The sequence below is a fragment of the Streptomyces sp. NPDC104096 genome (genome assembly GCF_055584385.1).
Map to the genome: position 1 here is coordinate 25,000 of NZ_JBVJMD010000056.1, position 23,207 is coordinate 48,206.

General features: G+C 67.8%; 17 protein-coding genes and 2 pseudogenes. 5 read left to right on the forward strand and 14 right to left on the reverse strand.

Going from position 1 to position 23,207, the window contains the following annotated elements:
- Positions 1-132 precede the first annotated feature (132 nt).
- Positions 133-840, forward strand: a complete 708-nt coding sequence (locus ACZ60B_RS35500; protein WP_469394523.1) for a transposase — start codon at positions 133-135, stop codon at positions 838-840.
- Between the two features lie 31 nt (positions 841-871).
- Here the strand turns inward: ACZ60B_RS35500 and ACZ60B_RS35505 are convergent, their stop codons facing one another.
- The 7 genes from ACZ60B_RS35505 to tap all read right to left on the reverse strand — a co-directional run bounded on the left by ACZ60B_RS35505 (position 872) and on the right by tap (position 10,704).
- Complete coding sequence (locus tag ACZ60B_RS35505) at positions 872-1,270, reverse strand: LppP/LprE family lipoprotein (protein WP_469394525.1); 399 nt, start codon at positions 1,268-1,270, stop codon at positions 872-874.
- A 542-nt stretch (positions 1,271-1,812) separates the two neighbouring features.
- A complete protein-coding gene (locus tag ACZ60B_RS35510; RefSeq protein ID WP_469394527.1) occupies positions 1,813-3,063 on the reverse strand; it encodes an FAD-dependent monooxygenase in 1,251 nt (416 codons plus the stop codon).
- A 1,574-nt stretch (positions 3,064-4,637) separates the two neighbouring features.
- The gene (locus ACZ60B_RS35515) at positions 4,638-5,489 is read right to left on the reverse strand and encodes an IS5 family transposase (protein WP_469394529.1); all 852 of its coding nucleotides are present in this window, start codon (positions 5,487-5,489) and stop codon (positions 4,638-4,640) included.
- 382 nt (positions 5,490-5,871) lie between these two features.
- Complete coding sequence (locus tag ACZ60B_RS35520) at positions 5,872-6,813, reverse strand: pentapeptide repeat-containing protein (RefSeq protein ID WP_469394531.1); 942 nt, start codon at positions 6,811-6,813, stop codon at positions 5,872-5,874.
- A 393-nt stretch (positions 6,814-7,206) separates the two neighbouring features.
- Positions 7,207-7,725, reverse strand: coding sequence for a hypothetical protein (locus ACZ60B_RS35525; RefSeq protein ID WP_469394533.1), 519 nt, complete (start codon positions 7,723-7,725; stop codon positions 7,207-7,209).
- Between the two features lie 150 nt (positions 7,726-7,875).
- A complete protein-coding gene (tpg, locus tag ACZ60B_RS35530; RefSeq protein WP_469394535.1) occupies positions 7,876-8,433 on the reverse strand; it encodes a telomere-protecting terminal protein Tpg in 558 nt (185 codons plus the stop codon).
- Between the two features lie 15 nt (positions 8,434-8,448).
- Entirely contained in the window at positions 8,449-10,704 is a 2,256-nt protein-coding gene (gene tap, locus ACZ60B_RS35535; protein WP_469394537.1) for a telomere-associated protein Tap, read from the reverse strand.
- A 188-nt stretch (positions 10,705-10,892) separates the two neighbouring features.
- Here tap and ACZ60B_RS35540 point away from each other — a divergent pair.
- Positions 10,893-11,126: pseudogene (locus ACZ60B_RS35540) on the forward strand (IS5/IS1182 family transposase); the annotation flags it as partial.
- Here ACZ60B_RS35540 and ACZ60B_RS35545 read toward each other — a convergent pair.
- On the reverse strand, positions 11,095-11,295 hold the full coding sequence (locus tag ACZ60B_RS35545; RefSeq protein ID WP_469394539.1) for a hypothetical protein: 201 nt from the start codon (positions 11,293-11,295) through the stop codon (positions 11,095-11,097). The pseudogene ACZ60B_RS35540 and the gene ACZ60B_RS35545 overlap by 32 nt on opposite strands.
- Before the next feature lie 53 nt (positions 11,296-11,348).
- On the opposite strand from ACZ60B_RS35545, the gene ACZ60B_RS35550 reads away from it, so the two are divergent.
- Both ACZ60B_RS35550 and ACZ60B_RS35555 read left to right on the forward strand, forming a co-directional pair.
- Positions 11,349-14,198, forward strand: coding sequence for a hypothetical protein (locus ACZ60B_RS35550; protein WP_469394541.1), 2,850 nt, complete (start codon positions 11,349-11,351; stop codon positions 14,196-14,198).
- 242 nt (positions 14,199-14,440) lie between these two features.
- Positions 14,441-15,299: pseudogene (locus ACZ60B_RS35555) on the forward strand (IS5 family transposase).
- Between the two features lie 5 nt (positions 15,300-15,304).
- On the opposite strand, the gene ACZ60B_RS35560 reads toward ACZ60B_RS35555, so the two are convergent.
- On the reverse strand, positions 15,305-15,682 hold the full coding sequence (locus ACZ60B_RS35560) for a hypothetical protein (protein WP_469394543.1): 378 nt from the start codon (positions 15,680-15,682) through the stop codon (positions 15,305-15,307).
- Positions 15,683-15,727: 45 nt separating this feature from the next.
- On the opposite strand from ACZ60B_RS35560, the gene ACZ60B_RS35565 reads away from it, so the two are divergent.
- The gene (locus ACZ60B_RS35565; RefSeq protein ID WP_469394545.1) at positions 15,728-16,153 is read left to right on the forward strand and encodes a tetratricopeptide repeat protein; all 426 of its coding nucleotides are present in this window, start codon (positions 15,728-15,730) and stop codon (positions 16,151-16,153) included.
- A 26-nt stretch (positions 16,154-16,179) separates the two neighbouring features.
- Here the strand turns inward: ACZ60B_RS35565 and ACZ60B_RS35570 are convergent, their stop codons facing one another.
- From ACZ60B_RS35570 to ACZ60B_RS35590, 5 genes are all read right to left on the reverse strand, one after another.
- Positions 16,180-16,920 (reverse strand): vWA domain-containing protein, encoded by a 741-nt coding sequence (locus ACZ60B_RS35570; protein WP_469394547.1) that lies wholly within the window; start codon positions 16,918-16,920, stop codon positions 16,180-16,182.
- Between the two features lie 381 nt (positions 16,921-17,301).
- Positions 17,302-20,310 (reverse strand): AAA family ATPase, encoded by a 3,009-nt coding sequence (locus ACZ60B_RS35575; protein WP_469394549.1) that lies wholly within the window; start codon positions 20,308-20,310, stop codon positions 17,302-17,304.
- 1 nt (position 20,311) lies between these two features.
- Positions 20,312-21,511, reverse strand: a complete 1,200-nt coding sequence (locus tag ACZ60B_RS35580; protein WP_469394551.1) for an exonuclease SbcCD subunit D — start codon at positions 21,509-21,511, stop codon at positions 20,312-20,314.
- Positions 21,512-21,862: 351 nt separating this feature from the next.
- The gene (locus ACZ60B_RS35585) at positions 21,863-22,450 is read right to left on the reverse strand and encodes an Imm21 family immunity protein (protein ID WP_469394553.1); all 588 of its coding nucleotides are present in this window, start codon (positions 22,448-22,450) and stop codon (positions 21,863-21,865) included.
- Positions 22,451-23,017: 567 nt separating this feature from the next.
- Positions 23,018-23,207, reverse strand: a 190-nt coding sequence (locus ACZ60B_RS35590; protein ID WP_469394556.1) for a thioesterase II family protein, incomplete at its 5' end; no start/stop codon positions are given.

Below are 23,207 nucleotides of genomic sequence, written 5' to 3' on the forward strand. Positions count from 1 at the left end.
CGAAGATCAGCGCGATCCCGGTCACCCGGTATCGCCACCGCGGCAACAAGATCCCCGCACGGCTGGGCCCCTGCGCCCTGGGCCCCTGCACCCACCTGACGGCACAGACCGTAAAGAGCCCGTTGCACAGTAATGGGCACGGCGGGTTCGGCGAGAGGCCCGGGGACCAGGAGCAATCCCGGCACCGCCTCCCGGGCCTGCTCAGCCCGGGCCCTGCTCAGCGACGAAGCCGGCTTCTCCGTGACGCCGCCGCACGCCAAGACCTGCTCGCCCCGCGGCCTCACCCCGGTGGTGCGGGTCCCCGGCCGCTCCCGCAGACGCATCCCGATCGCCGCCCTGACCTGCCCCAAACCAGGACACAGGCCACGGCTGAACTACCGGCCACCCCACCACGACGCCCCACTGCGACGGGCGCAAGACCCCCCGGCGCCACTACCGCGACCTGCTGATCGCAGCACACCAGCAGCCCGAAGGCCGATCGTCCTGATCCGGAACCATCCCAACGTCCACAAGGCCGCCGACCTGCGAGAATCCGCCGCCACCTCAGACTGGCCGACCCTCTGCCACCTGCCGCCCCACGCACCCGGCCACAAGGCCGTCGAAGGCATCTGGTCACCGCTACGGCGCGGCCGGCTCTCCAACGTCGCCTTCACCACCCCAGAGCACCTGATGCAGCGCATCCGACGCGGTCTGCGCCACATCCGCTACCGCAGCCACCTCATAGACGCGCCACATCCAGTCCCGCAGCCACCTCATGGACGGCTGCCTCGCAAAGACGGCAGTGACCATCACCCCCTGACCGCCGAAGACGGCATCACGAGTTCCAGCTCAGTAACCTGACGCTGCCTGGCTGGAACACCGCCCTGACCGTTCAGGCGTCCTCCCGTCTCACCGCCGATTCCTCTCCGCGTTTTGGTGGCATCCCCGAGGGGGTGAAGCCATGCCCGTTCCACCGGTATTCGATCGTGACCGTCGGCAGGGAGGGACAACACAATCCGTCATCGGGCCCGTAATGGGAGTAGGTGACTTGGACGGTACCCGCTCTTCCGGGAGTGACGGCTTCAATGCCCAGGCTTTCACTGCTGCTGTCCCAGCCGACAAACGTCGTGCCGTGCCAGAAAAAGACCAGTTGCCCGCGCCCGTCCACGCTCGGAGAACGGGTGCCGATCACCGCGGTCAGATAACCGCCGGACCCGTCCGCTACCGTGACCGGGGCGCTGGACGGCGCGAAATTTTCCAAGGGGTCGTCTGTCTCGACGGTCGCGCCCATCACCCGCGCGATCGCGCCGGGACTGGGCACGTCGGCCCGGGAGGAGTCAGGCAGCGCCCCGGTCGCCGCAACACTCAGAGCGGGCCGGGACCCCACGGAGGGGGCGAGCCCTCCGGAGGAGGGCGCGGCCAGTGCCGTTGCGGGGGTCACAGTCAGGGCGACGGCGGTGGCGGCGAGGGCGGTGCACAAGAACCGGGAACGACGCGCCGGCCTGGGCTGCCTCGGTGGCAAGCCCTGGACAGGTGCGGCCGCCGCGGGCACCGGGTGATGGGTGCCTGGGTGAGTGCTCATGGATTTTCTCCTTTCCGCGGTGCACGGCTTGCGGCCCGGCACACTGGTTGGTGAAATCTCGTCGTGCGCCGGGCGGCCGCATCGCGAAGGGAAGAGGAAAAGCACTGCGGTGGAGCTCGTGCCCTTCCGAAATTGTGCATCGAGCCAGGCCCGGCCGAGAAACCGCCAGGGGGAAATCCAGGGGGAAATAAGGAATCACGGCTCGACAGGTTCGGTGGTCCAGGTTGCCGGGGCTGCCCTGACCGGTGCCGTCAGGGCCGGTGCTCCGCCGGTGCCGCCGTGGTCGCGGCCCTCCTGGTGGCGCTGCCCGTGCCAAGAGCCCTCTCCCCGCGCCGCAGCGCCAGATACCTCCGCATGCCTCTGCCTGCTTCCCGTCGCACCCCGCGCAGCACCGGGACCTGGGTGGCCCTGTGCAACTGGTAGTGCCACGGCGCCTGGGCACCCTGCCGTCCCGACATCGCGTAGGCGAAGTCCACCAGATCCTGCTCGAGGTAATGGTCCAGATGCTCGAACCAGGCCATGCTCGTACGGGCCGCGGCCTGCACGGGATGGAGCGCGGCCCGGCGGCGCTTGTCGTAGGCCTGCAAAGCGGCAGGCAGCTCTGCCTCCGTATACAGGCTGTGCGCGAGCTCGATCGCATCCAGCAGCGCCAGCCGGGTGCCCGAGCCCAGGGTGTAGTGGGTGGTGTGGGCGGCATCCCCCAGCAGCACCACGTTGCCGTGGCACCAGGTGGCGTTGCGTACCTCGGTGAAATGCTGCCAGCGAGCCGGTTCCCCCCGGGACTGGCCAAGCAGCGCGTGGCCGTCCAGAGCGGAGGCGAAGATCTGTTCCAGCAACCGCACACCCTCGGCGGTGCCGCGCGTATCGAGCCCCAGCCCCCGCCAGGTCTCCGGGGCGCACTCGACGACACAGGTGCTGACTTCCGCGCTCGAGGGGTAGGCGTAAAACCAGACCCACCCGGCCGGGGTCCGTTCGAAAGCGAAGGTGAAGCGGGGGAACACCTTGTCGGTACCCAGCCATATGTAGGGGTTGCGGCCGACGTCCAGGCGGGTACCGAAGGCCTCGCCGTGCACCTGGCGCACCCGGCTGCCGGCCCCGTCGCAGGCGACGATCAAATCGGCGTCGGCGAACTCGGCCAGGTCCTCCACCTTGCGGCCGTGCCGGACATCCACCCCCAGCTCGGCTGCGCGCAGGGTGAGGATCTCCAGCAGGCTCGCACGGGTGATGCTGTAGCCGTACCGGCCCAGATACGCGGTCTGCTCCCCGCGGCGCACCTCCTGGTCCTGCCACAGGGCCGAAGCCTCACGCACCACCTGAGCGCTGACGGGGTCATTGCGGTACAGGTGATCGAGCAGGTCGTCCCCATACCCCACACCCCACCCGTAGGTCGCCCCCGGCGGGTCACGTTCGATCACGCTGATGTCAAGGCCGGCATCACGGCGCTTGGCCGCGATCGCGAAATACAACGCGCCCGGCCCACCACCCACACACACGATCTTCATGGCCTGTCCCGTTCCGGCCGCACGGCCAGGCGGCCGCATCACAGCCGCAGCACCCTGATGCACGGCCGATGCCGGATTGGGCCCGCCCAACGGCGCAAGCGCGGCCCCGGCTGGCATCCCCTGCCGATCGGGTCCCTGAAGTAGTGGTCGCATGGGTTCCTCTTCCCTGGATTGAGCCTCTGCACTGACTCGACGGATTTGACTCGACGGAATGACTCGATGGGTTTGACTCGGCGGGCTGACTCGGCGGGTCGGGTCTTGTGCCCGTAGGGCCGGTGCCCGCCAAAGGGCACAGAAGGGAGCTGGGCCGGCGCGCACCCAAGGGGCACAGAAGGGAGCTCGGCCGGTGCCCGGCACCGGGCGCGCGGGGGCGGCGATCACACACCTGAGGTGTGCCTGCCGCCCCCGCACGCCCGGGCCTGGGCGCTCTCACCGGCAGCTCCCCGTGACCGCGGGGATCAGGACAGCATCGGTGCCGCCCGCCCCGGACCGGCTACCCCCAGCCGTCGGAACTGCCCCAGCCGTCGGAACTGCCCCAGCTGTCGGAGCTGCCCCAGCTGTCGGAGCTGCCCCAGCTACTGGAATGGCCCCAGCCGCCCCAGTCGCCCCAGCCACCCCAGCCACCCCAGCTGCTCGAGCTGCCCCAGCTACTCGAGCTGCCCCAGCTACTGGAACTGCCCCAACTGTCACTGTCATCGCCCCAGCCACCCCAGGTGCTGGCGCTTGCCACAGTGGTGGCGTGCGTCGTGGCGGGTGCGGCCTGCGCGGCGACACCCCCACCCAGCAGCGCCCCTGTGGCGGCTACCGTGACGGCCGCAACCCTGGCCACCTTCTTACTCGTTCGAAACACGACCTTCCTCCTTTCGATGGATGAACCTCACTGTCGGATCGGTGAGGCCGTGTTTCGAGTAAGCCCGAACGGGTCATGCGTCGTCACGCCACTGAATACCGTGACTTGACACCCGCAAATAATCTTGATAAAAGCCCGCGTCCCGCCCAGGCCGGCCCGGCGCCCAGCCCCGTGACAGCCCGCCGCCCCCGGGACGGACCCCTTGAGACGCCAGCCCCGTAGACCAGCCGGACGGTCACCGCGACCCCGCCCTGCGCACCGGCCTCGGCGTCTTCGCGGTCTGCCCGTACGCGGCCAGACCGAAGCTCATGAAGCGGATCATCAGATGATCCGTGCACCCATCCTGCCCGCGACCCGATGCCAACCCCACTCCCGCTTCCCCGAGTTGTGCTCACGCGGGTACGGATCACCAAGGACACCCACTCCTGTGTCCGGTTGCAGCACGACGGCGGCGGCACGCCGGTCCGCTCGTGGGGGTCTGTCCTTGATGTCGCGGGCGTCACCAGGTGCGACGAGGCCTTCCCCACGCTCGTGGGGGTCTGTCCATCGGGGCGCCGGCTGCGGACCGGCTCGGGGGTCTTCCCCACGCTCGTGGGAATCTGCCGGTGATCGCTATCGCGGCGGTGCTCACTGAGGTGTCTTCCCCACGCCCGTGGGATCTGTCCCACCTCCCACAGCTCACCAGGCTGTAATCCCGGCTCATAAGAAAGCATCTGATGTGTGTTCAGGCTGATGCGTGTGGGATGCCTGTTTCGGTTCGCCAGGTTGGTGTGGATTCTCCCGTCAGTTCGCGGGACATTTTGTTAGCCATTGCCCAGTGGATCATGGTGCGGGATCTTCGAGGGAGCGCTTCGTAGTCCCGTGCGAGGCGGCGGTGCTGCATCAGCCAGCCGAAGGTGCGCTCGATCACCCACCGCTTCGGCAGGGGTTCGAAGCCCTTCGTCCTTGGTCGCTGGACCACCTCCACGTCGATGCCGAGCAAGGCGCCGTGGTTGATGATGCTGCTCTGGTATCCGCCGTCGGCCCAGACCTTGGACACGTTGGGGTGGTCTGCGGCCAGATCGTCGAGAAGGTGCTTGCCGCCTGCGGTGTCGTGCACGTTCGCGGCAGTGATGAGGACGGCCAGCACCAGGCCGAGCGTGTCGGTGATCAGATGCCTCTTGCGTCCTTTGATCTTCTTGCCGGCGTCGATGCCCTGGCTGGTCTCGGCGACGTTCGCCGGGGTCTTCACGCTCTGCGCGTCGATCACGGCCGCGGTCGGCTCTGCACTGCGGCCATGGGCTCGCCGGGTCTTGTCGCGCAGCAGGTCGTGCACCTGTTGGGTCGTGCCGTCCGCTTCCCACTTCGCGTAGTGGTCGTAAACGGTCTTGTACGGAGGGAAGTCGTGCGGCAGGTACTCCCACGGAATACCGGTGCGATTCACGCAGAGGATCGCGTTGACGATCTCCCGTAAGTCGTGGACCCGAGCCGCCGTGCCAGGGCCGGTCCGGCCGGCTCGCCAGGCCGTGAAGACCGGTTCCATCAAGGCCCAGCGGGCGTCGGAGACATCACTTCGGTACGAACGACGAGCACTCACACCTCACCCAACGGCCACCAACGCCTGTGGTCACAAAATCATCCCTAACTACCAGCTACATAGATCAGATGCTCTCTTAGCGCGCACTCTCCCCGCACTCGCAGCAGACGTTCTCACCGCAACTGCGGCAACCTCACCCAACCTGCAGGACCGCAGGTCAAACGGCCCCAGCAGAGACCAGGATCCGCCCCAATCCATCTGCGGCATTGCAGGCCAACAGCAGGCAGTCACCGCAACAACGGTGCGACCTCACACTCCCGGCACGGGTCAGTGCCGTTCGACGGTCTGTCCCGGGCGCAGTGGTGGCGAGACATCGCCGCACTGCTGCCCTCATCGCGCCGGCCTCCTGGTCAACGGGACTACTCGACCTTTCGCTTCGCCGCTATGGCGTGTTCTGGCGCGGCCAGACCGTTGTGCCGTCATGGTTCGCATCCGACAGATCGGCTCCGTCCAATTGGGCGCCAGTGAGGTCGGCCCCTCTCAGATCCGCACCGCGCAGGATGGCACGCTGCAGGTCGGCATCTTGCAGATGAGCACCCCGCAGATCCGCGCGCTCAAGGCTTGCGCCTTGCAGATTGGCCCGGCGCAAGTCCGCGTTGACCAGGCGAGTGTCCGCCAGGACGGCGTCGACCAGCCACGCTGAAGCGAGATTGGCGTGCCGGAAGTTGGCCTTGTCCAGCCGAGCTCCGGTCAGGCTTGCGCGTCGCAAGTCCACCCGGGACAAGTACAGCGCCTGCTCGTCCGGGTGTATGTTGCGGCGTCCTAGAACCCACATGGCTGTTTGCACGTCGGGGTGACGACTGCTGAGCCATGGCAGTTGCCCGTCCACATCACTGCTGGGGTGCTCCGGCCCGTTCGGCAGCCCCGCGGGCCAGGACACGCGTTCGCGGACGAAAGAGCCCAGAAGGTAAGTGATGTGGGGCTGGTCCTCGGGGTACGTCTTCGCCAAACGTTCCAGGGCGTATATACCGCCCAGCCGAACGTCACACGTCGTGCTACCCAGGTGGTCAATGGCCTTGCTGAACCTGTCGGCGACCTGGCCTTCGCGAGCCAGCCGCAGTTGCTGCCAGCCCGCGAGGGCACCGACAGTCACGACTACGCCAGCCATGCTTTGGAGAAGCTGACCGCGGAAGTCATTCTGTACCTGAGCCTGGGCCTGCTGCAGTTCGATCTTCTCTTTCCCGTTCGCTACTGCACGCAGCTCATCAGCCGTGAGCGGCGGGTAGATCGCGCGTGGAAGCCATACGACGGCCGCCATGATCAGCAACAGCGTTACTGCCCCCAAGCCTGTGACCGCCACCGGACGCGTCTGAAAACGTGCCACTGTGCCCCCCTGCCAACGCTTGCCTGCATCCTCACATCAAGACACAGCGCGCTTCCAAGGTTCTGGGCAGACAGATCAACCTCGTGTCGATCGGTCATTTGAAGTCTGCAACGACGATCACCCTCACGGGTGACGGTGAGCATGATGGCCCACTCGACCAGCGCACGGTGCAGGTCGAATCCGGCAGAACAAGGAACGGAACCAACAAGGCACCTGCGCTGATGAGTCGAGGCTTCGGACACCTCACCCAACGGCACGGGTGCCTCGTGCCTTGCGCGCACCGAGTCCGTCACTTCATCGGTGGCCATTGGTGACCGGGCGCTGTAGCCGGCCCGTCTGGCCGGGTAGGTGCTCAGTCGGAGCTTGCAGTGCAGGTCGGGCCGGGCCCAGAAGCTAGCGGCCGGCAGTGCTCCAATCGGCGGGGGCGGGCGGCACCGTGCGGCCTGCGGCGTGTTCGTGGAGGCGCCGGGTCAGCTCCAGCAGGTCGTAGGCGGGGAAGCTCACCTGGAGGAGGCGCAGGCCGAAGTGCGATGGCTGGTCCTCCTGAAACATCGCCGCATCCATCGGCTTGATCTTCACATCCCAGGCGTCCGGGGCGGCCCAGTGAGTCATCCGCACGTAGAAGGCGTCTCGTGGGCCGGCGTTCGCCACGGCCGAGAGGAAGGCGAGGCCGCTGTCGACCGGGAAGTCGATGAGCATCCAGCCGCGGCGGGACTCCACCCACTCCGCCATGTGCGGCAGCTTCTCCGGCCAGCCCGCGTTGCTCTCTGCCAGATCCTGGCAGCAGGTGAACGTGTCGAGGCCGCACTCCCAGATCGCCTGGATCGCGGGGGCGAGCTGTTCATCGATCTGGGCGTGGCGGCTACCCACCCGGACAGAAACGGTCGGATGCGTTCCTTCGTAAGACGTCACCGCAGGAGCATAGATGCGGGGCATGTCATCGGGGCGTGCGGAGGCTCCGGGCCGCCTAGGCCACTCCTCAGACCGGCTGAGGCGCACACCGGCCGGCTGAAGCACTCGGTCACACCATTCTGGAAACGCGTGCTGTTCATTCCCAGGGTTCTACAGCTCGAACTCCAGGTGCTCCACGTCCGTGAAACGGACCTCCTCCAGGCTCCCGGCGCGACGGCCGCCGTCCTGGAAGTACACCTCCTTGAGCGCTGCGGCGGCGATCTCCCGGAGCTCTCGGTCGCCGGCGCCGGCCTCCTGGGCCTCGAAGAGGCGGGCGGCGTACTGCGGGGGCAGGGCGACGGTGAGGTGGCGGATGCGGTCCTGGTCGGTGGTGCCGATGGGGGCGGTGTAGCCGAGGCGGGCGCGGGTGTCGATGACGATGCCGCCGGTGGTCGCTGCCTTCTTGCGGGCCTTGGCCCGGATCTGGGGCTGCCAGCGGGCTTTCACCTCGCGTTCCAGGCGTGCGGCGAGGTCCGGGCGGGGCTTTTTGATCTGGTCCTTCACGTACCGTTCGACGGTGCGCTGGGAGATCCGCAGCATCTGGGCGACCGCCTTGGTGCCTTTGAGTTGCTTGACCAGGTAGCGCATCTGCGCGGGCGCGGTCTTGGGTGCCGGGCGGGTGAACGCCTTGTGCACCGCGGCGTCCAGGCCGTCCCCGAACATGCTCATCGCCTGCCCACTCCCCTATTCGCCGTTGTCGGCGTCGGTGACGGTGCCGTCCTTGATGTACCGGGCCAGGTTGAGCTCCGGTGCGTCGAACCGCTCACGGACCTCCTCGCCCCACAGGACGGACTGGGTGCCCTCGTGTTTGACCAGGCCCGGGTTGATGCCGAGCTTGAAGCCGCCCGGCAGCGGCTTGCCGTCCCGGTAGGGCAAGAAGTCCAGCGGGGAGGGCCCGCCGGCCGCGTAGACGACGCAGTCGGACAGGACCGCGACGGGGTACTGGCCGGTGAACGCCGCGTGCTTGACGATCTTGCGGTGCAGGTTGATCCGGGTGCGGGAGATGACCGCCGCACGGATGTCCGGCCGCCACGTCGGACGGGACAGCGCGCGCCACGGCTCGCCCGGCCGCCAGCCCTCCCCGCGCGGGCGCTCGCGCAGCTTGCCCAGGCCGCCCTTCACCGTCGCCTTGATGGCCGAGACGACGATCGCCAGCTCCGGATCCCGGTCCTTGTAACCGTCCATCGCCGTCAGGAAGTCGGCCGGGGCGAGATCGGTGTGGACGCCGAGGTCGGCCATCGTGGCGAGGTAGGCGTCGCGCAGCCGGGTGTACCAGCCGTCCAGGTAGCGGCCGTTGTCGTACCGCACATAGGCCTCGATTGGCGTGACGTCGTAGCCGAGTTCCGCCGCGTAGGCGACGGTGGGCGTCGCGTACCAGGCCGGGCCCTCGGGCCGGTCGCCTTTCGGCGTGAACGGGCTGGGCAGCAGACTCGCGTCCAGGTCTGCCCACTTGTCCTTGCCGACCTTCACCCTCGACAGGTCGACGTGGCTCAGGTCCACCAGCCATGATCCGGGCAGTTTCGGGTCGAACACCGGCGCCTTGACGTGCGTGGGCGCGCCGAGGCCGACGGTCAGGCCGTTGGCGCCGGCGGCGAAGGCCACGTTGACGTCGATGCCGACCAGGTGGCGCAGGGTGCACTCGGCATCGGTCATCGGCCGCGCCCAGTCGTACGCCTCCTCGAACAGCTTCTCCGCCGGTCCCCGGACGTGGAAGCGCGGCAGGTCCTTGAGGAGGGGGTGCCCGTCGGGGGCCTCGCACGGCGCCGGGTCGACCGGATCCCGGCCGAGGCTGCCGGGATTGTGCTCGGAGTGGCGCTTGCCGTCGGCGTCCGGGTCGGAGGCCCTGGTCGGCGGGTGCAGCGCGGTCATCAGCTCCAGACCGGTCACCGCCGTCGATCCGCGCGGCGTCATCACCCGGGACGCGAACACGCCCAGCACACGGGCGAGTTCGGCCGGCGGAAGCTGCCCCACCTCGCCCCAGTGCCGGGTGCCCAGCGCGTGCCAGGACGGAATACACAGCTGCACGCACTGGCGGTCCGAGCCCTGCGCGGGGCGGTAGATCCGCGCCCACGGCCCGAACCCGCGCTTGGTCAGCTGCCACTCGGCGCGCACCAGCTGCTTGACGACCTTGTGGCTCTCCGGGATCCGTCCCGCGAGGCGCTCTGCGTCGCCGAGGGTGACGGGCAGGCCATAGCGCTCCAGGGCGGCTTCGGTGAGGACGAGCAGCGGATCGCCGTCCTTGCCGGAGCTGGACAGTCTCGGCTGCCCGAGCTTCGCCTCCTTCAGCGTCCACTCCACCAGGGACGGCAGGGACTTGGCGGGCACCTCCAGGACCAGGCCGCCGGTGCAGTACGCCACCACCTGCCCCTCCTCGACGTCGACGACCGCCAGCGGCCCGTTCTCGAACCGCGGGTCGCCACCCTCCGCCGGGGTGCCGGCCGGGGCCGCCTTCCGAGCGGGCGGACGACGCGACGCAGACGACGGCCCGGCAGTACGCGACGAACGCGACGCGCCCTTCGAAACCGGGGCGACGGGGGCAACAGAGGGCTGGGGGTGCTCGGTTGCGGTCCCGGCCGCAGCCTCGGGTGCCGGACCGGTGGACACAGGACACATCTGCGCCGGGGAGGGCGCGGGCGCTGCCGGGGCGGGCGTGCCGGCGACCGCGGTGGGCGCCGGGGCGGCCGGCCCCTCCGGAGCGGGGTAGAGCTCCGCGAGCTGCCGAAGCAGTCGCGCATACGCCTCACGCTCCGGACCGCGCGGCTCGGTCGGCTTCGACAGCGACTCCCAGCCCGACACCGTGGCCCGGCGTACCTGCAACGCGGCGGCAACCTCGTCCAGCGTCAGGCCGTGCGCGGTGCGCAGCCGCTTACGCTCCACCGCAGGCGGCAACGGCGAGCGGGACGCGACCAGGGCATCAACCGCATCGAACAACTCGGACATGCAGCACCTCCAGACCACCACCATACCCCGGTGACCGTACAGAGTGCGTACATTTGCCGTACGGAAGGCGCACGACAGGCGTTCCAAGCTGTCCAACGCATAACCGGGTGCATGATGCGGCGAGGCCGAGTCGGGAAGCAGAAAGGCTCCCTGACATCGGGCCTCCGGTCTTTCTCTCGCCTTGAGAGGGCGCCGGCCTGCTCATCCCGCACCGCAGACGGCGCGATCAACGGCAGGAGACAGGGAATGCCGTTCGCCGCCGCGCTTGAGCACGCGCGGAACACGCCCTGTCCCGGCTGAAGAACTGGAGGGTCCTGCGCGACTGCCGCCTCAAGGGCGATGGCGTTCACCGGGCCATGCTTGGCATCGTCCGACTCCACAGCATGGCCCTCACTCAAGAAATTGGGCGAACACGCTGCTGAAAGCGGTGGCGAGGGTGAGGACAGCAGCGAAGGCAGCGCCAGCGCGCATGAGGGCGGCCGGGTAGGTGGCACCGTCAAGGCGGGACAGTACGCCTGCGGCAACTGCCGCTAGGAACGCGACGACAACAACCAGAGCAGCAGTGAGCAGAACGATGGCGATGTGGTTCACGACGATCTCCCCTGATGTGGCGGGAACGGTGCGGCATAACCAATTTCGCCGAAATGGTGTCGCCCAAGGTCCAGCTGGATAAAGCTGGACACTGTCGGACATACAAGGGCAGGGGGCATATGGACGCGGAGTCTATGAAACCTGATGAAGCCCTTATCGAGCTGCGCAAGCGGCTGGAGAACGGACTTGATCATGCACGGTTGACCAAAATTCAACTCGTCGCTCGGACGACCCTGAGTCGCAGCACCATCCAAGCGGCCTTCCAAAATGGCGGGACCGTACCGAGCGCTGCGACGCTTCGCGTGCTGGCGGACGCACTGCACCTGCCTGCAGATGAACTGCTGGCGTTGAGGAGAATCGCAGTTGGTGTGCCCGGCCCGGCATCCTTGCCAGGATCAGGCCCGGGCCGACCGATCGCCGAGTGGGATCCGCACGATTTGGAGGTTCATCCCGCAGGTATCGCCGCCAACCCCAACTCTGGCTTCCCTGGACCGGGACGGGTGTTGCCCGGCTACGTGCGACGCGACCACGATGCGGTCCTGGCTGATGCCGTAAAGGAGGCTAAGGCGGGCCGAAGCCGGATGCTGGTCCTGGTCGGCTCGTCTTCGACTGGCAAGACCCGGGCGTGCTGGGAAGCTGTGCAGTCGCTCGCCGCCGACGGATGGCGGCTGTGGCACCCCTACGACCCGACCCGGGCTGAAGCCGCTCTCGCCGACATCGAACACGTCGCGCCGCTCACAGTGGTATGGCTCAACGAGGCCCAGCACTACTTCGGCGCCCCACAGATCGGCGAACGCATCGCTGCCGCCTTACACACCCTCCTCACTGAAACCGACCGCGGACCGATCCTTGTTCTAGGCACGCTGTGGCCCGAGTACGCCAACCAATACACGCACGTCCCTCGCCCTCGCGAACTCGACCCTCACAGCCGGACCCGCGAAATTCTCGCCGGACGTACTCTGACCGTCCCCGACGCATTCGACGCCCACGCACTCCGCACCGCCGAAAGCATCGCCGAGGACGGCGATCGGCTGCTCGCCGATGCCCTTGCCCGTACTCGTGCCAACGGACGGGTCACTCAGGACCTCGCTGGCGCCCCTGAGCTCCTACGTCGCTACGAACATGGCAGCCCTGCCGTTAAAGCCTTGCTGGAGGCCGCAATGGACGCCCGCCGCCTCGGCGTTGGACTCCACCTCCCTCAGGCATTTCTCACCAGCGCAGTTGCCGACTACCTCACCGATCACGACTGGGACCAGCTAACCGACGACTGGGCAGAGGCGGCCTACGCCGACCTCGCACGCTCGGTCCATGGCAAACAGGCCCTTCTGCGCCGCGCCAACCCTCGCCCAGCACGCCATCCATCTGCTGGCCAATCGAGATCAGACCCTGCGCTTGCAGCATCGGCTGGGCCCGTATTCCGCCTTGCGGATTACCTCGAGCAGTACGGCCGAACCACGCGCAAGTGGACATGCCCGCCAGGCTCGTTCTGGGCTGCCGCTGACGCTCACCTTTCTGATGCAGGCCATCTCAATAGCCTCGCCGAAGCCGCAAAGATCCGACACCGTCTGCAATGGGCTCACCGTCTTCGGTGCCGTGCTGCCGAAGCCGGGAACACCAGCGCTATGCGCATCCTGGCGCAGCTGCGGGAGAGCACAGGAGATCACGACGGTGCCGCCATCCTCTACCAACAGGCCGCCGAAGCAGGCGACACGAACGCCATAGTTGACCTAGCGCGGGTATGGGAGCACGTGGGGAATCACGACGGTGCCGCCATCCTCTACCAACAGGCCTCCGAAGCAGGCGACAGCAGTCTCCTGGGCTTCCTGGCACAGATGCGAGAGCACGCAGGGGATCACGATCGTGCCGCCATCCTCTACCAACAGGCCGCCGAAGCAGGCAGCACCTTCGCCATCAGAAAACTAGCGCGCATGCAAGAGGACGCCGGGAACCGAGAAGTCGCTGAAGCCCTCTACCTCCAGGCTGCCGATGCCGGCGACAATCACAGCCTGCAGCAGGCGGCGTTGATGCGAGAACAGGCAGGCGACCGAGAGGGCGCCGAAGCCCTCCTGCGGCGGGCCGCCGAAGCCGGCGACACCGAGCCATTGGACATCATTGCGCAGGAGCGGCAACACGCTGGCGACCGAGAGGGCGCTGAAGCTCTCTACCTCCAGGCTGCCGATGCCGGCGACACTAACGCCCTTTACACCTTGGCGTTGATGCGAGAGACGGCAGGGGACCTGGAAGGCGCCGAAGCCTGCCTCCAGCGGGCCGCCGACGCCGGCAACACCCGTGCCGTCGTCCACCTGGCACGGGCGCGAGACGAAGCAGGAGACTGGGATGACGCCTCAGCGCTCTACCTTCAGGCTGCCTATGCCGGCGAGATCGTTTCTCTGAACCGCTTGGTACAAGTGCTGTGTCAGAACGGAGAATGGGACGGTGCACAGGACCTCGCCCGCGGAGTTGCCGACAATAATCACATTCACGCGCTGTGTACCCTAGCCTGGCTGCGGTGGCGCTTGGGTGATCGCGAGGGCGCCGTAGCCCTCCTTCGACCGGTTGCCGACACTGCCTCTACCAGCGCTCTACAGGACGACGGCCCCTTTGCGTGGGTCGCTGCCGCCTTCGACCCGGGAGCACAAGCACTCAAAGCACTCGCACGTATGAGCGAAGAGGCTGGAGACAGGGAAGGCGCTGAAATCTTCGCCCACCGAGCAGCCGATGCAGGAGACACCTACTGCCTCGAAAACCTGGCACAAGGGCGTGTAGAAGCCGGAGATCGAAAAGGCGCCGAGACCATTTATCGTCAGGCGGCAGACGCTGGTCAACCTCTTCGTTCTAAATTCGACGAGCAGTGGCCCACAGGGCTGGACCCGGACGGCACGCCAACACCCCCAGAAGCATGAGCCGAGTACGGCAGTGCAGCATCAAGCGGCCTCAAGCATCCGGCGTGCCGGATCGTTCAGTGTCGCCAACCCCAGACCGACAACTGCAAGAACTGCCCCGCTCATCACCTTGGCATCAGCAGCCACGAACAGGCTTTTGAGGGCCGCCGAAGACGTCGCACCTCGGTGGCCACCCGCTGCTCGGGTCCCCGGCATGCTTCTCTAGAGCGTGTCTCCTTGATCCGATTGCCGGTTGACCGGATATGTCCGTCCGACTAGTGATCACTAATGCGATGTGGGACCGGATCAAGCCGTTGATGCCGGCCGATCCGGTCCGCGGTCGGCGATGGGCCGACCATCGTCGAACCCTGGAGGCCATGGCGTGGAAATACCGAACCGGCTCCCCTGGCGGGACCTGTCGGACGAGCTGGGCTCATTCCAGACCGCCCACAAACGGCTGCTCAGGTGGGCTGTGGACGGCACCTGGGAACGGATCCTTGCCACCGTGCTGACAGCGGCCGAGAGTGCTGACGACATCGGCTGGACCGTGTCGGTGGACTCCACCGTCTGCCGGGCCCATCAACACGTCGCCGAAGCCAGGAAAAAGAGGCGCCGGACCGGGCCGAGCTCGGCGACCACGCGCTGGGACCCTCCCGCGGCGGCCTGGGCACGAAGGTCCACCTCGCCAGCGACAGCCGCGCACGGCCCTTGGCTCTTCGCGTCACCGCAGGCCAGGCGGGCGATGTACCGGCCTTCGAGACCGTCATGGCCGCCATCCGTGTTCCGCGAAGCGGCCCCGGACGACCACGGACCCGACCTGATGCCGTCCTGGCGGACCGCGCGTACTCATCCCGCGCGATCCGAAATCACCTACGCCGACACGGGATCCGCGCCGTCATCCCCCAGCCATCGGACCAGGTCGGCCACCGTCTGCGGCGCGGCCAAGCCGGGGGCCGACTGCCCGCCTTCGACGCCGAGGCATACAAGCAACGCAACTCAGTCGAACGCTGCATCAACCGCCTCAAGCAGTGGCGCGGCCTGGCCATGCGAACGGACAAACTCGCCATCGCCCACCAGGCCGCATTCCACCTCGCCACCATTCTCATCTGGGCACGGCGATAGACCGCTCAGCGATCGACCGCCCAGCGTGCGTCCGCTGGCCAGCACCCCGTGCCGACGACGTGTTTCACGAGCCTGAACGCCTCACCGATGGGGACGGTGTCCTCATCCGGGTACTCATCGTCCTGCCCGTTCGAGAGGACGAACCCGCCGCTCGATCTCTGAGCCCCGGGGTCCACGGCATGCTCGCCGGGATCGCCCTCTTCTTCGAGCAGCATCACCATCGCGCGCTCGGTGTTCGTCACGAAGGCCAGTGACCGTCCGGACGAACTGGTCAGCCATGTCTCAAGCTGACCGCTGTCGACCCTCGACCGAAGGGCCTCCAGCACCGTCTCAGACGCCACTGGGACAGGGCTGCAGTCATTGATCACCCAGGACTCGATCACGAGCACGACGATCTCACGAACGGATCTAGGAGACAGGCTCTAGGCGTGGCGCATCCGCATACGCTCAGTACTCGCTTCGAGCTGGCACTTCTTGTTGCCCGGTCGGGCGACCTTGGCGAGGCCATCCGGCAGTTGCAGGCTCTTCTGGGGGACCAGGAGCGTATTCTCGGCCTGCATTCGCGCACGCTGAGCACACGACACCAGCTCGGCAGGCTCATGGCTCACACCGGTGAGCCAGACAGTGCCCTGCAAGTCCTGTCAGAGGTGCTGCGCGATCAAGAGCGCTTCCACGCCCCTTCCCACCCTCGCACTCTGGCAACCCGATACGACCGACTCCTGATCGAACGCCCCGCACAGGGCCCGCAGGAGGCTGCAGCCATGCTGGTCGCGCTACGCGATGACTGCCGCCGGGCACTGGACAGTACGCATCCTCTGACCCGGGCAGTCACGTCAACTGCGGGCACTACCTGAACTGCAGTGAGGTTCGGTTCACGCGCTCACTGCAGGACCTGAGCGGTGCGAGCCGACGAAAGCCAGTCGGGGAACTCTTGCAGAAGCCGGTCGTAGAGGAGATCGTCTCGTACGGTGCGCGGATCGCGGCCGGCGTGGAAGAAGCCTGCGTTGTCCACGACGCGATGTGCGGGGACGGCCAGGGTGTCGAGACGGCGGAGAAAGGCGAACTCATTGTCATCGGGGTCGCCGAACCCGATGAACTGCCAAAACAGCGGCAGGCGGGCCGCTTTGCACAGGTAGCGTTCGGCGGCGAACTTGCTGGTGGGTCCGCCGTCAGTCTGGAAGATCACCAGGGCTGGGGCGTCGCTGCCGGAAGCCAGGTAGTGGTCGATGACGTCGTCCATGGCCCAGTGGTAGTTCGTCCGCCCCATGTGACCGAGGTTCTCGTGCAGTTTGTTGATGCGGCCACGATGGCCTCCGAGCTTGAGGTCGGTGGATCCGTCGACGTCGGTGGAGAAGAACACCACCGGCACGCTGCCGTCGTCATCAAGGTGTGCGGACAAGGAGAGGACCTGCTCAGCAAGATGCTGCATGGTGCCGTCCTTGTAGTAGGGCCGCATCGAACCAGAACGGTCCAGCACGAGGTACACGGCAGCACGCACCCCTTCGAGACCGTGTGCGCGCACGCTGGAACCGGCCGTCTTGTACAGGCTCACCAGATCCGGGGCCTGCGCCTGCATCTTGGACAGGCTGATGGCCGGGGCGTCGCTTCGGACCGTGCGCATGGTCACCACTCTCGTATCGCGTAACGCCTCTCGTCCTCGCGGTCGAGGCGTTTCCGCGAGGACGAGTTCTTCAACGGATCTTTGTGATCAACGAGCTTCGGGGTAACGGGCCGACCGCCCCGAGAGGGTGGCAGCCCGCCGTGGCGAACGTTCAGGCCCTCTTCCTGTTCGACCCGGCGGCGGCGCCCCCCGCGCCCGCCCCCAGGTGTTCTCGGCGCCAGTCGTGGCATCTTTTCGACGTGCTGGCAAAAGCTGCCCGCACCTGCGGCGCAGGTCGCGGGCTCGTGAGTCAGGCAGCACCGTTGTCGCCGTTCGCGTCGCCTGGGCGTCCTCTCACCGCGGTCACGAGCCCCGGTCTGGCGCCGTTCTGGGCCGATGGGGTCATTCGGCCGCTTCCGTCAGGTGGGCCAAGGTCGATCCGGCGGGGTCTTTGCGGACGTGGAGGCGGTGGGTGATGCGGCGGCGCAGTTCGGGGACGTGGCTGATGACTCCGACGGTGCGGTCGTGGGCACGCAGGGAGTCCAGGACATCGAGGACCTTGTGGAGAGTGTCTTCATCGAGGGTGCCGAAGCCTTCGTCGATGAAGAGCGTGTCCAGGGGGTTGCCGCCGGCCTCGTGGGTGACGACGTCGGCCAGGCCAAGAGCCAGAGACAGGGAGGCGAAGAAGGATTCGCCGCCGGAAAGTGTGTCGGTCTTGCGGGGGCGGCCGGTCCAGGAGTCGGTGATCTGAAGCCCCAGGCCGGAGCGGGCGCCGCGGGCCGCTTGATGGTCGGAGTGGGAGAGGGTGTAGCGGCCTTCGGACATCAAGTGCAGGCGGGTGTTGGCGGCAGTGACGACTTCTTCGAGTCGGGCGGCCAGGACGTACGCCTCCAACTGCATGCGCACTCGGGCGCTGGTTGAGTTGCCGGTGACGAGTTCGGCCAGGTGGCGGGCAGTTTGGTGAGCCTGTTCGAGAGGTTCCAGGCGTTGGACCGCGCCGTCAAGGTCGGTGGCCAGTGTGGTGAGGGCGCGGCTGCGGGTGTGCGCGGCACTGGCGGCGGCTGCTGCTTTGAGGTGCTGGTCATCCGCGGCGGCTCGTGCGGCGGTGGCGGCATCGAGGTCGGCGGGTGGCTGTGCTGCGGCGTGTTGCAGTTCTGGATTGTCGAGGACCGCGGTGTGTGCAGCGCAGGCCTCGCGCCACTGAGTGATCTCTTCGTCGATGGCGTGCAGGTCTTCGTCGCTGAGCAGGGCTTGCTGGGCGAGTGCCAGGGTGCCGAAGCCCTGGTTCTTGGCGGCGCGGGTGGCTTCGTCGGTGCGGTGGGTGAGGGTCTGGGCGGCTGCGGCGAGGCTGCGGGAGGCTTCAGCGGCTTCTTTGACGCGGTCGGCGGTGCGGGTGAGGTCGTCGGCGTGGGCGGCGACGGTGGGATGCGTACCGCGCGCTGTGGTGAGTTTGGCCGTCAGCTCGGTGAGCTGAGCGGTGAGGGTGTCGTAGTGGGCGTTGCGGGCGGACAGGCCGGCCGTGGCGGTGCTGTGCTGCTGGGTCTGGGTGGTGTGCTCGCTGTCGAGTGTGAGGAGTTCGTCTTGGACGGCGCCCAGGTCCGCTGCGCGGTGCAGGGCGTCGGTCACCTCAGCGGTGAGCGTGGCGTGCTGGGCTTCAAGGTCGGCCAGTGGGGTGTCGCCGGCTTCCCCGGTGGCGGTGGCAGCCTGTTCGCGGAGGTTGTGCAGCGCGGCTGTGGCCGTGTCCTGTGCGGCCTTGGCCTGCTCGTGGTGGGCTTCCGCGTCGTGTTCGTCCTGGCGTGTGGGCTGACCGTCCTGGGGGGCGGCGGGTGCCGGATGGGTGCAGGATCCGCAGACCGGGCAGGGGGTGCCGTCGGTGAGGGTGGCGGCGAGTTCGGCTGCCATGCCTTCGGTGCGCCGGCGGCGGATGCTGAGGTAGGCCTGGCCGGCCTGGCTTGTGACGGCCTGGGCATCGGACAGTTGCTGTTGTGCCGTGGCGATTTTCGCAAGGTGGGCGTCACGGCGGGTTGCGGCGCTAAGGCGGGCCTTGAGGCTGTCGAGGGCGTTGTGGTGGCGGCGGCTTTCCTCTTCGGCCTGGCGGGCGGCTTCTCGCCGGACCTCAAGGTCGCGGCGCCGGGCGGGTTCTGCTTCGAGCCAGTCCTGGGCGGTGCGCTGCTGGGTGGCGAAGTCCTGCCGTTCGGCGTCGGTGCGCTCCAGTTCGCTGGTCAGCCGGCGGACGGTGTCTTCCTCGGGGATGAGGGCGCTCAGGACGGCGGCTTCGGCGCGAAGACGCTGTTCGGTGCTTTCGAGTTGGCCGGTGTCCAGGTCTTTGTGTTCGGACAGCAGGTGCTCTCGGGCGGTGCGTTCGTCACCGTGGGCACGGGTGTGGTCGTCGGCGGCGGTGTGAGCAGCGTGCAGCAGCGGTGCTGCCTGTTGGGCGCGGCGGGCTTGGTCGCGGCGCTGGAGCAGTGCGTCCTGGTGCGGGGCCTGTTCCTGGAGCAGGTCCAGTTGTTGCCGGGCGCCGGCGTAGGCGGCTTGCTGCTGGTGCAGTGCGCGGGCCGCGTTTTCGAGATTCTGCTGTCCGGCCAGGTTCTCTTTGGCTGTTGTGGCTGCTTGGAGTGTCTTGGTGTGGTCGGTGTGGCTGGCGTTTCGGAGGTCCTGGGCCCAGGCGCGGGCGGGCTCGGTGAGGGTCGCCGGGTCGTCGGGGGTGGGCGCCGTGTGCTGGGTTGTCAGGTCGTCTCCGGCGGCTTGGTGGATGCGTTCGGCCAGGCGCAGTACGTCGGCGCGGGCGGCATCGCGGTTCTTCTCGGTGGTGCGGCTGTGATCGTTCAGCCAGCGCTCGATGAAGGAGAAGCGGCCAGTTCGAAAGAGCTTGCCGAGCAGTTCCCTGCGGCCGTGGGCGTCGGCGTGGAGGAATTTGGTGAAGTCGTTCTGCGGCAGCAGGACAACCTGGCAGAACTGGTCCCGGCTCATGCCCAGCAGGTCGGTGACCTCGAGGGCGGCCTCCTGGTGGGATTTGCTGGACGGTTCCCAGTGGCCGTTGCCGTCGGCGTCCAGGGCCCACTGGCTGAGGCGGGTTTCCGCCTTTTGCAGGGTCTCGCCTTCACCGGCTCGCTTGGGGCGCGTCTGGGCAGGGATCCGGTTGATGCGCAGGCGACGGCCCGCGAGGGTGACCTCCAGGGTGACTTCGGTCAGAAGGCCGGCCGGGGCATGGTGGCTGCGCAGCAGCACGTCGCGGTCGCCTGGGGGCTTGCCATAGAGGGCGAAGCAGATGGCCGCGAAGATGGTGCTTTTGCCGGCTCCGGTGTCGCCGTGCAGGAGGAAGAGGCCGTCGGCGGACAGCGAGTCGAAGTCGATGGTGTGGGTGCCGGCGAAGGGTCCGAACGCCTGCAGGGTCAGGTGGTGCAGGCGCATGTCAGACGGTTTCCTTTTGCTGCTCGTTCAGGCGGGATGCTTCAACGGCCTGCTGGAGCAGGTGCTGTTCGTCCGCAGTGGGCTCGGTGCCGCGCATGCTGTTGATGAAATCGCTGGTGATGTCGAGGTCGCCACGGCCGCGGATGCGTTCGCTGTAGGTGGGTGTGTTCGTGGCCTGGGCGGGGATGAGAGCGGGCTGGTGCTTGAGGCTGGCGGTGTGGGGGAAGCGGCGGCGCAAGCGGGCCATGGCCTCGAAGGGCAGGGCGGTGTCGGTGAGGGTGACCTCGAGCCAGGCGTCTTTCAGCGGTTCGTGGTCGGGGCTGGTCAGGAGGTCGTCGATGAAACCGGTCACGCGTTCCAGGCGCAGTGGTACGGGGCAGGGCCGGTGAGTGAGGGCGGGTACGGCATCGCAGGCGAGGTCGACCAGGGTGACCGACTTGGTGTGGCGGGCTTCGGAGAAGGAGTAGGCCAGCGGGGATCCGCTGTAGTGGATGCGGTCGGTGACCCGCTGGGGGCCGTGGAGGTGGCCCAGGGCCACGTAATCGATCCCGTGGAAGACGTCGGCACCCACGTGGGCGACGCCACCCACGGCGATCTCGCGCTCGCTGGTGGATTCCTTGTCCTTGTCGCGTTCCTCTGGCTGCCCGGTGCCGGAGGTGACGAAGGCGTGCGCGAGGACCACGGACCGGGTGCCGGCCGGCTGGTTGTTGGTGAGGTCGGCGTGGATACGGTCCAGGGCTGCGGTCAGCACGGCGCGGTGGGAGACGGCTTCGGCTTCCAAGCGGTCGCGGACCATCGACGGCTCGAGGTAGGGGATGCCGTACACCGCGACAGGGCCGTCGGCGTCTTCGAGGAGGACCGGGACGTCGCAGGTGCCGGGGTCGGTCCTCAGGTGGATGCCGGCACGGGCGAGAAGGCCTGATCCGACGCCTAGGCGGTGTGCGGAGTCGTGGTTTCCGCTGATCATGATGATCGGCACGTCGAGGCCGGCGAGTTGGTGCAGGGCGCGGTTGAACAGGCGCACGGCGTCCAGGCTGGGGATGGCCCGGTCGTAGATATCCCCTGCAACGAGGATCGCATCGACATCCTCGGTCCGGGCGGTGTCGACCAGGTGGTCAAGGAAGGCGCCCTGGGCGGGGATCAGGTCTTCTGTGTGGAACCGGCGGCCCAGATGCCAGTCCGAAGTGTGCAAAAACCGCATGACCACAGACCGTAACTACTGAGACGGCAGCTACGGGCGGTTTTCCTGATAAACACGATCATCGACAAGACTCTGGTCACTTGTGGCTGTCTGTCGTTGCACGGTAAAGGAACCGATCCGCTGCCAAGCGAACGCACTGGGAAGACCCGGCAACCCCATGGACAGCTGCGGGCCGCCAGGCCAGAAGGCACAGCTACTGAAGTGCTTATCCACTCCATCGGGCAGAACCGGGCCTTGGTGACGAGTCGCAGCCCACGCTGCGGCGGACCTCGGTCCGCTGGCCCGGCAGGAGCGGGCCTGGTATGCGAGCACGGCCCACGGCCGAGACCGAGTGATGCGGGTTGTTGGCCGTCAGGCCGGGCCACCCTCGGCGACGAGCTGCACCACACCCACCCACGGGAACTGGTCTGTCTCATGGACCGCACGCACTCTCCACCGACCAGCCGGAAGCTCCACCAGAGCCTGGTCCGGCCGGCCCCCACCGGGATAATCCACTCCCAGATCGGCGCCCGCTTCGGCCGAGTCCATCAATACCGCCGGGCCATCGGTGACCCACAGCCCGCCGTCCTCCCATGCGGTGTCCGGATCGGCCATGACCGCCTCGGCCACCGCGAACAACTCGGCCTCCGAGTCCGCAGCCAGCCACCGCACGAACAGCAACTTCTCCGGCAGGAAGCACGTCTTCGCAGGTTCATCGGCCAGAACGAGCACCGCGGCAGCCTCCGCGCCCACGGTGATCACCCCGGCCCAGCCCTCCACCTCGCAGGCGCGGTCGTAGTCATCCCGGCCATCGGTATCGCCCAGGACGGATCCGTCCTGGGTGCACCCGCTCCAGGCGTTCACCGAGGACTGCGCAACGACGATCAACGGGCCGCCCATCGACCTGACCCAGACCAACTCGGCACGGTCACAGCGATGGGTGTCATGAGAAACATCCATGCGCGCAGTCTGCCGCCCCTCACTGACACGGCCCGCAGGTTGGCCAGGCCAACCGACAAGCGGCCGACTGGCACAGTCACTCAGACTCCGATGTCACACGCGCTCAAGGTTCGATGACACAGGACAGACGGCACGCCGTCAGGCGCCGGCCCTGCTCCGGCCGGAGGGTGGCCAGCGCTGCGGGTTCGGCCGGGATTGCCTGCTGCGGACTGGAAGCTACTCCCCCGCCGGACACGGCGCGGGCATGCGACCGGGTACGCCGGGCGGGCGGGCTCGCCGGGCGCGGTCTCACGGTGGTCGGCGGCCCGGCCGCCGGCATCGATACCGCCGCGCACGGCACGGCGCCCGCTGTCGGCAGCCGCACCGTCGCCGGTCTGCGGCGTTCCTGCCCGGCGCGCAACGCCCGCCTGGTCCTCTGCCGGTTCTGGCCGGGCGCGTCGGCCTCGAAGGCGTCCGCCCCGCCCGGCCTGGCCGGTGCCGGACGGGCGCAGCGGGCGAGACGGCAGCCGTGGTCGCGGGTTCATGGCCGTGGCGGGCCGCAGCGTGATGCTCGGGCCGGACGGCGCTTCAGACCAGGATGTCCCGGAGCACTTCCTGCACCTCGGGCATGTGGTCGTTGAGGTAGAAGTGGCCGCCGGTGAAGGTGTGCAGGGTGAAGGTGGCCGTGGTGTGGCGGGACCAGGCCCTCGCCTCGTCGGGGGTGACCTGGGGGTCCGTGTCGCCGGTGAGGACCGTGAGGGGGGTGTTCAGGGGTGGG

Bases quoted from the DNA above. Each gene is read 5' to 3' on its own strand.
- ACZ60B_RS35500 (WP_469394523.1), top strand. From the start codon at position 133: ATGGGCACGGCGGGTTCGGCGAGAGGCCCGGGGACCAGGAGCAATCCC.
- ACZ60B_RS35505 (WP_469394525.1), bottom strand. From the start codon at position 1,270: ATGGGCGCGACCGTCGAGACAGACGACCCCTTGGAAAATTTCGCGCCG.
- ACZ60B_RS35510 (WP_469394527.1), bottom strand. From the start codon at position 3,063: ATGAAGATCGTGTGTGTGGGTGGTGGGCCGGGCGCGTTGTATTTCGCG.
- tpg (WP_469394535.1), bottom strand. From the start codon at position 8,433: ATGAGCATGTTCGGGGACGGCCTGGACGCCGCGGTGCACAAGGCGTTC.
- tap (WP_469394537.1), bottom strand. From the start codon at position 10,704: ATGTCCGAGTTGTTCGATGCGGTTGATGCCCTGGTCGCGTCCCGCTCG.
- ACZ60B_RS35550 (WP_469394541.1), top strand. From the start codon at position 11,349: ATGGTGTCGCCCAAGGTCCAGCTGGATAAAGCTGGACACTGTCGGACA.
- ACZ60B_RS35570 (WP_469394547.1), bottom strand. From the start codon at position 16,920: ATGCGCACGGTCCGAAGCGACGCCCCGGCCATCAGCCTGTCCAAGATG.
- ACZ60B_RS35575 (WP_469394549.1), bottom strand. From the start codon at position 20,310: ATGCGCCTGCACCACCTGACCCTGCAGGCGTTCGGACCCTTCGCCGGC.
- ACZ60B_RS35580 (WP_469394551.1), bottom strand. From the start codon at position 21,511: ATGCGGTTTTTGCACACTTCGGACTGGCATCTGGGCCGCCGGTTCCAC.
- ACZ60B_RS35585 (WP_469394553.1), bottom strand. From the start codon at position 22,450: ATGGATGTTTCTCATGACACCCATCGCTGTGACCGTGCCGAGTTGGTC.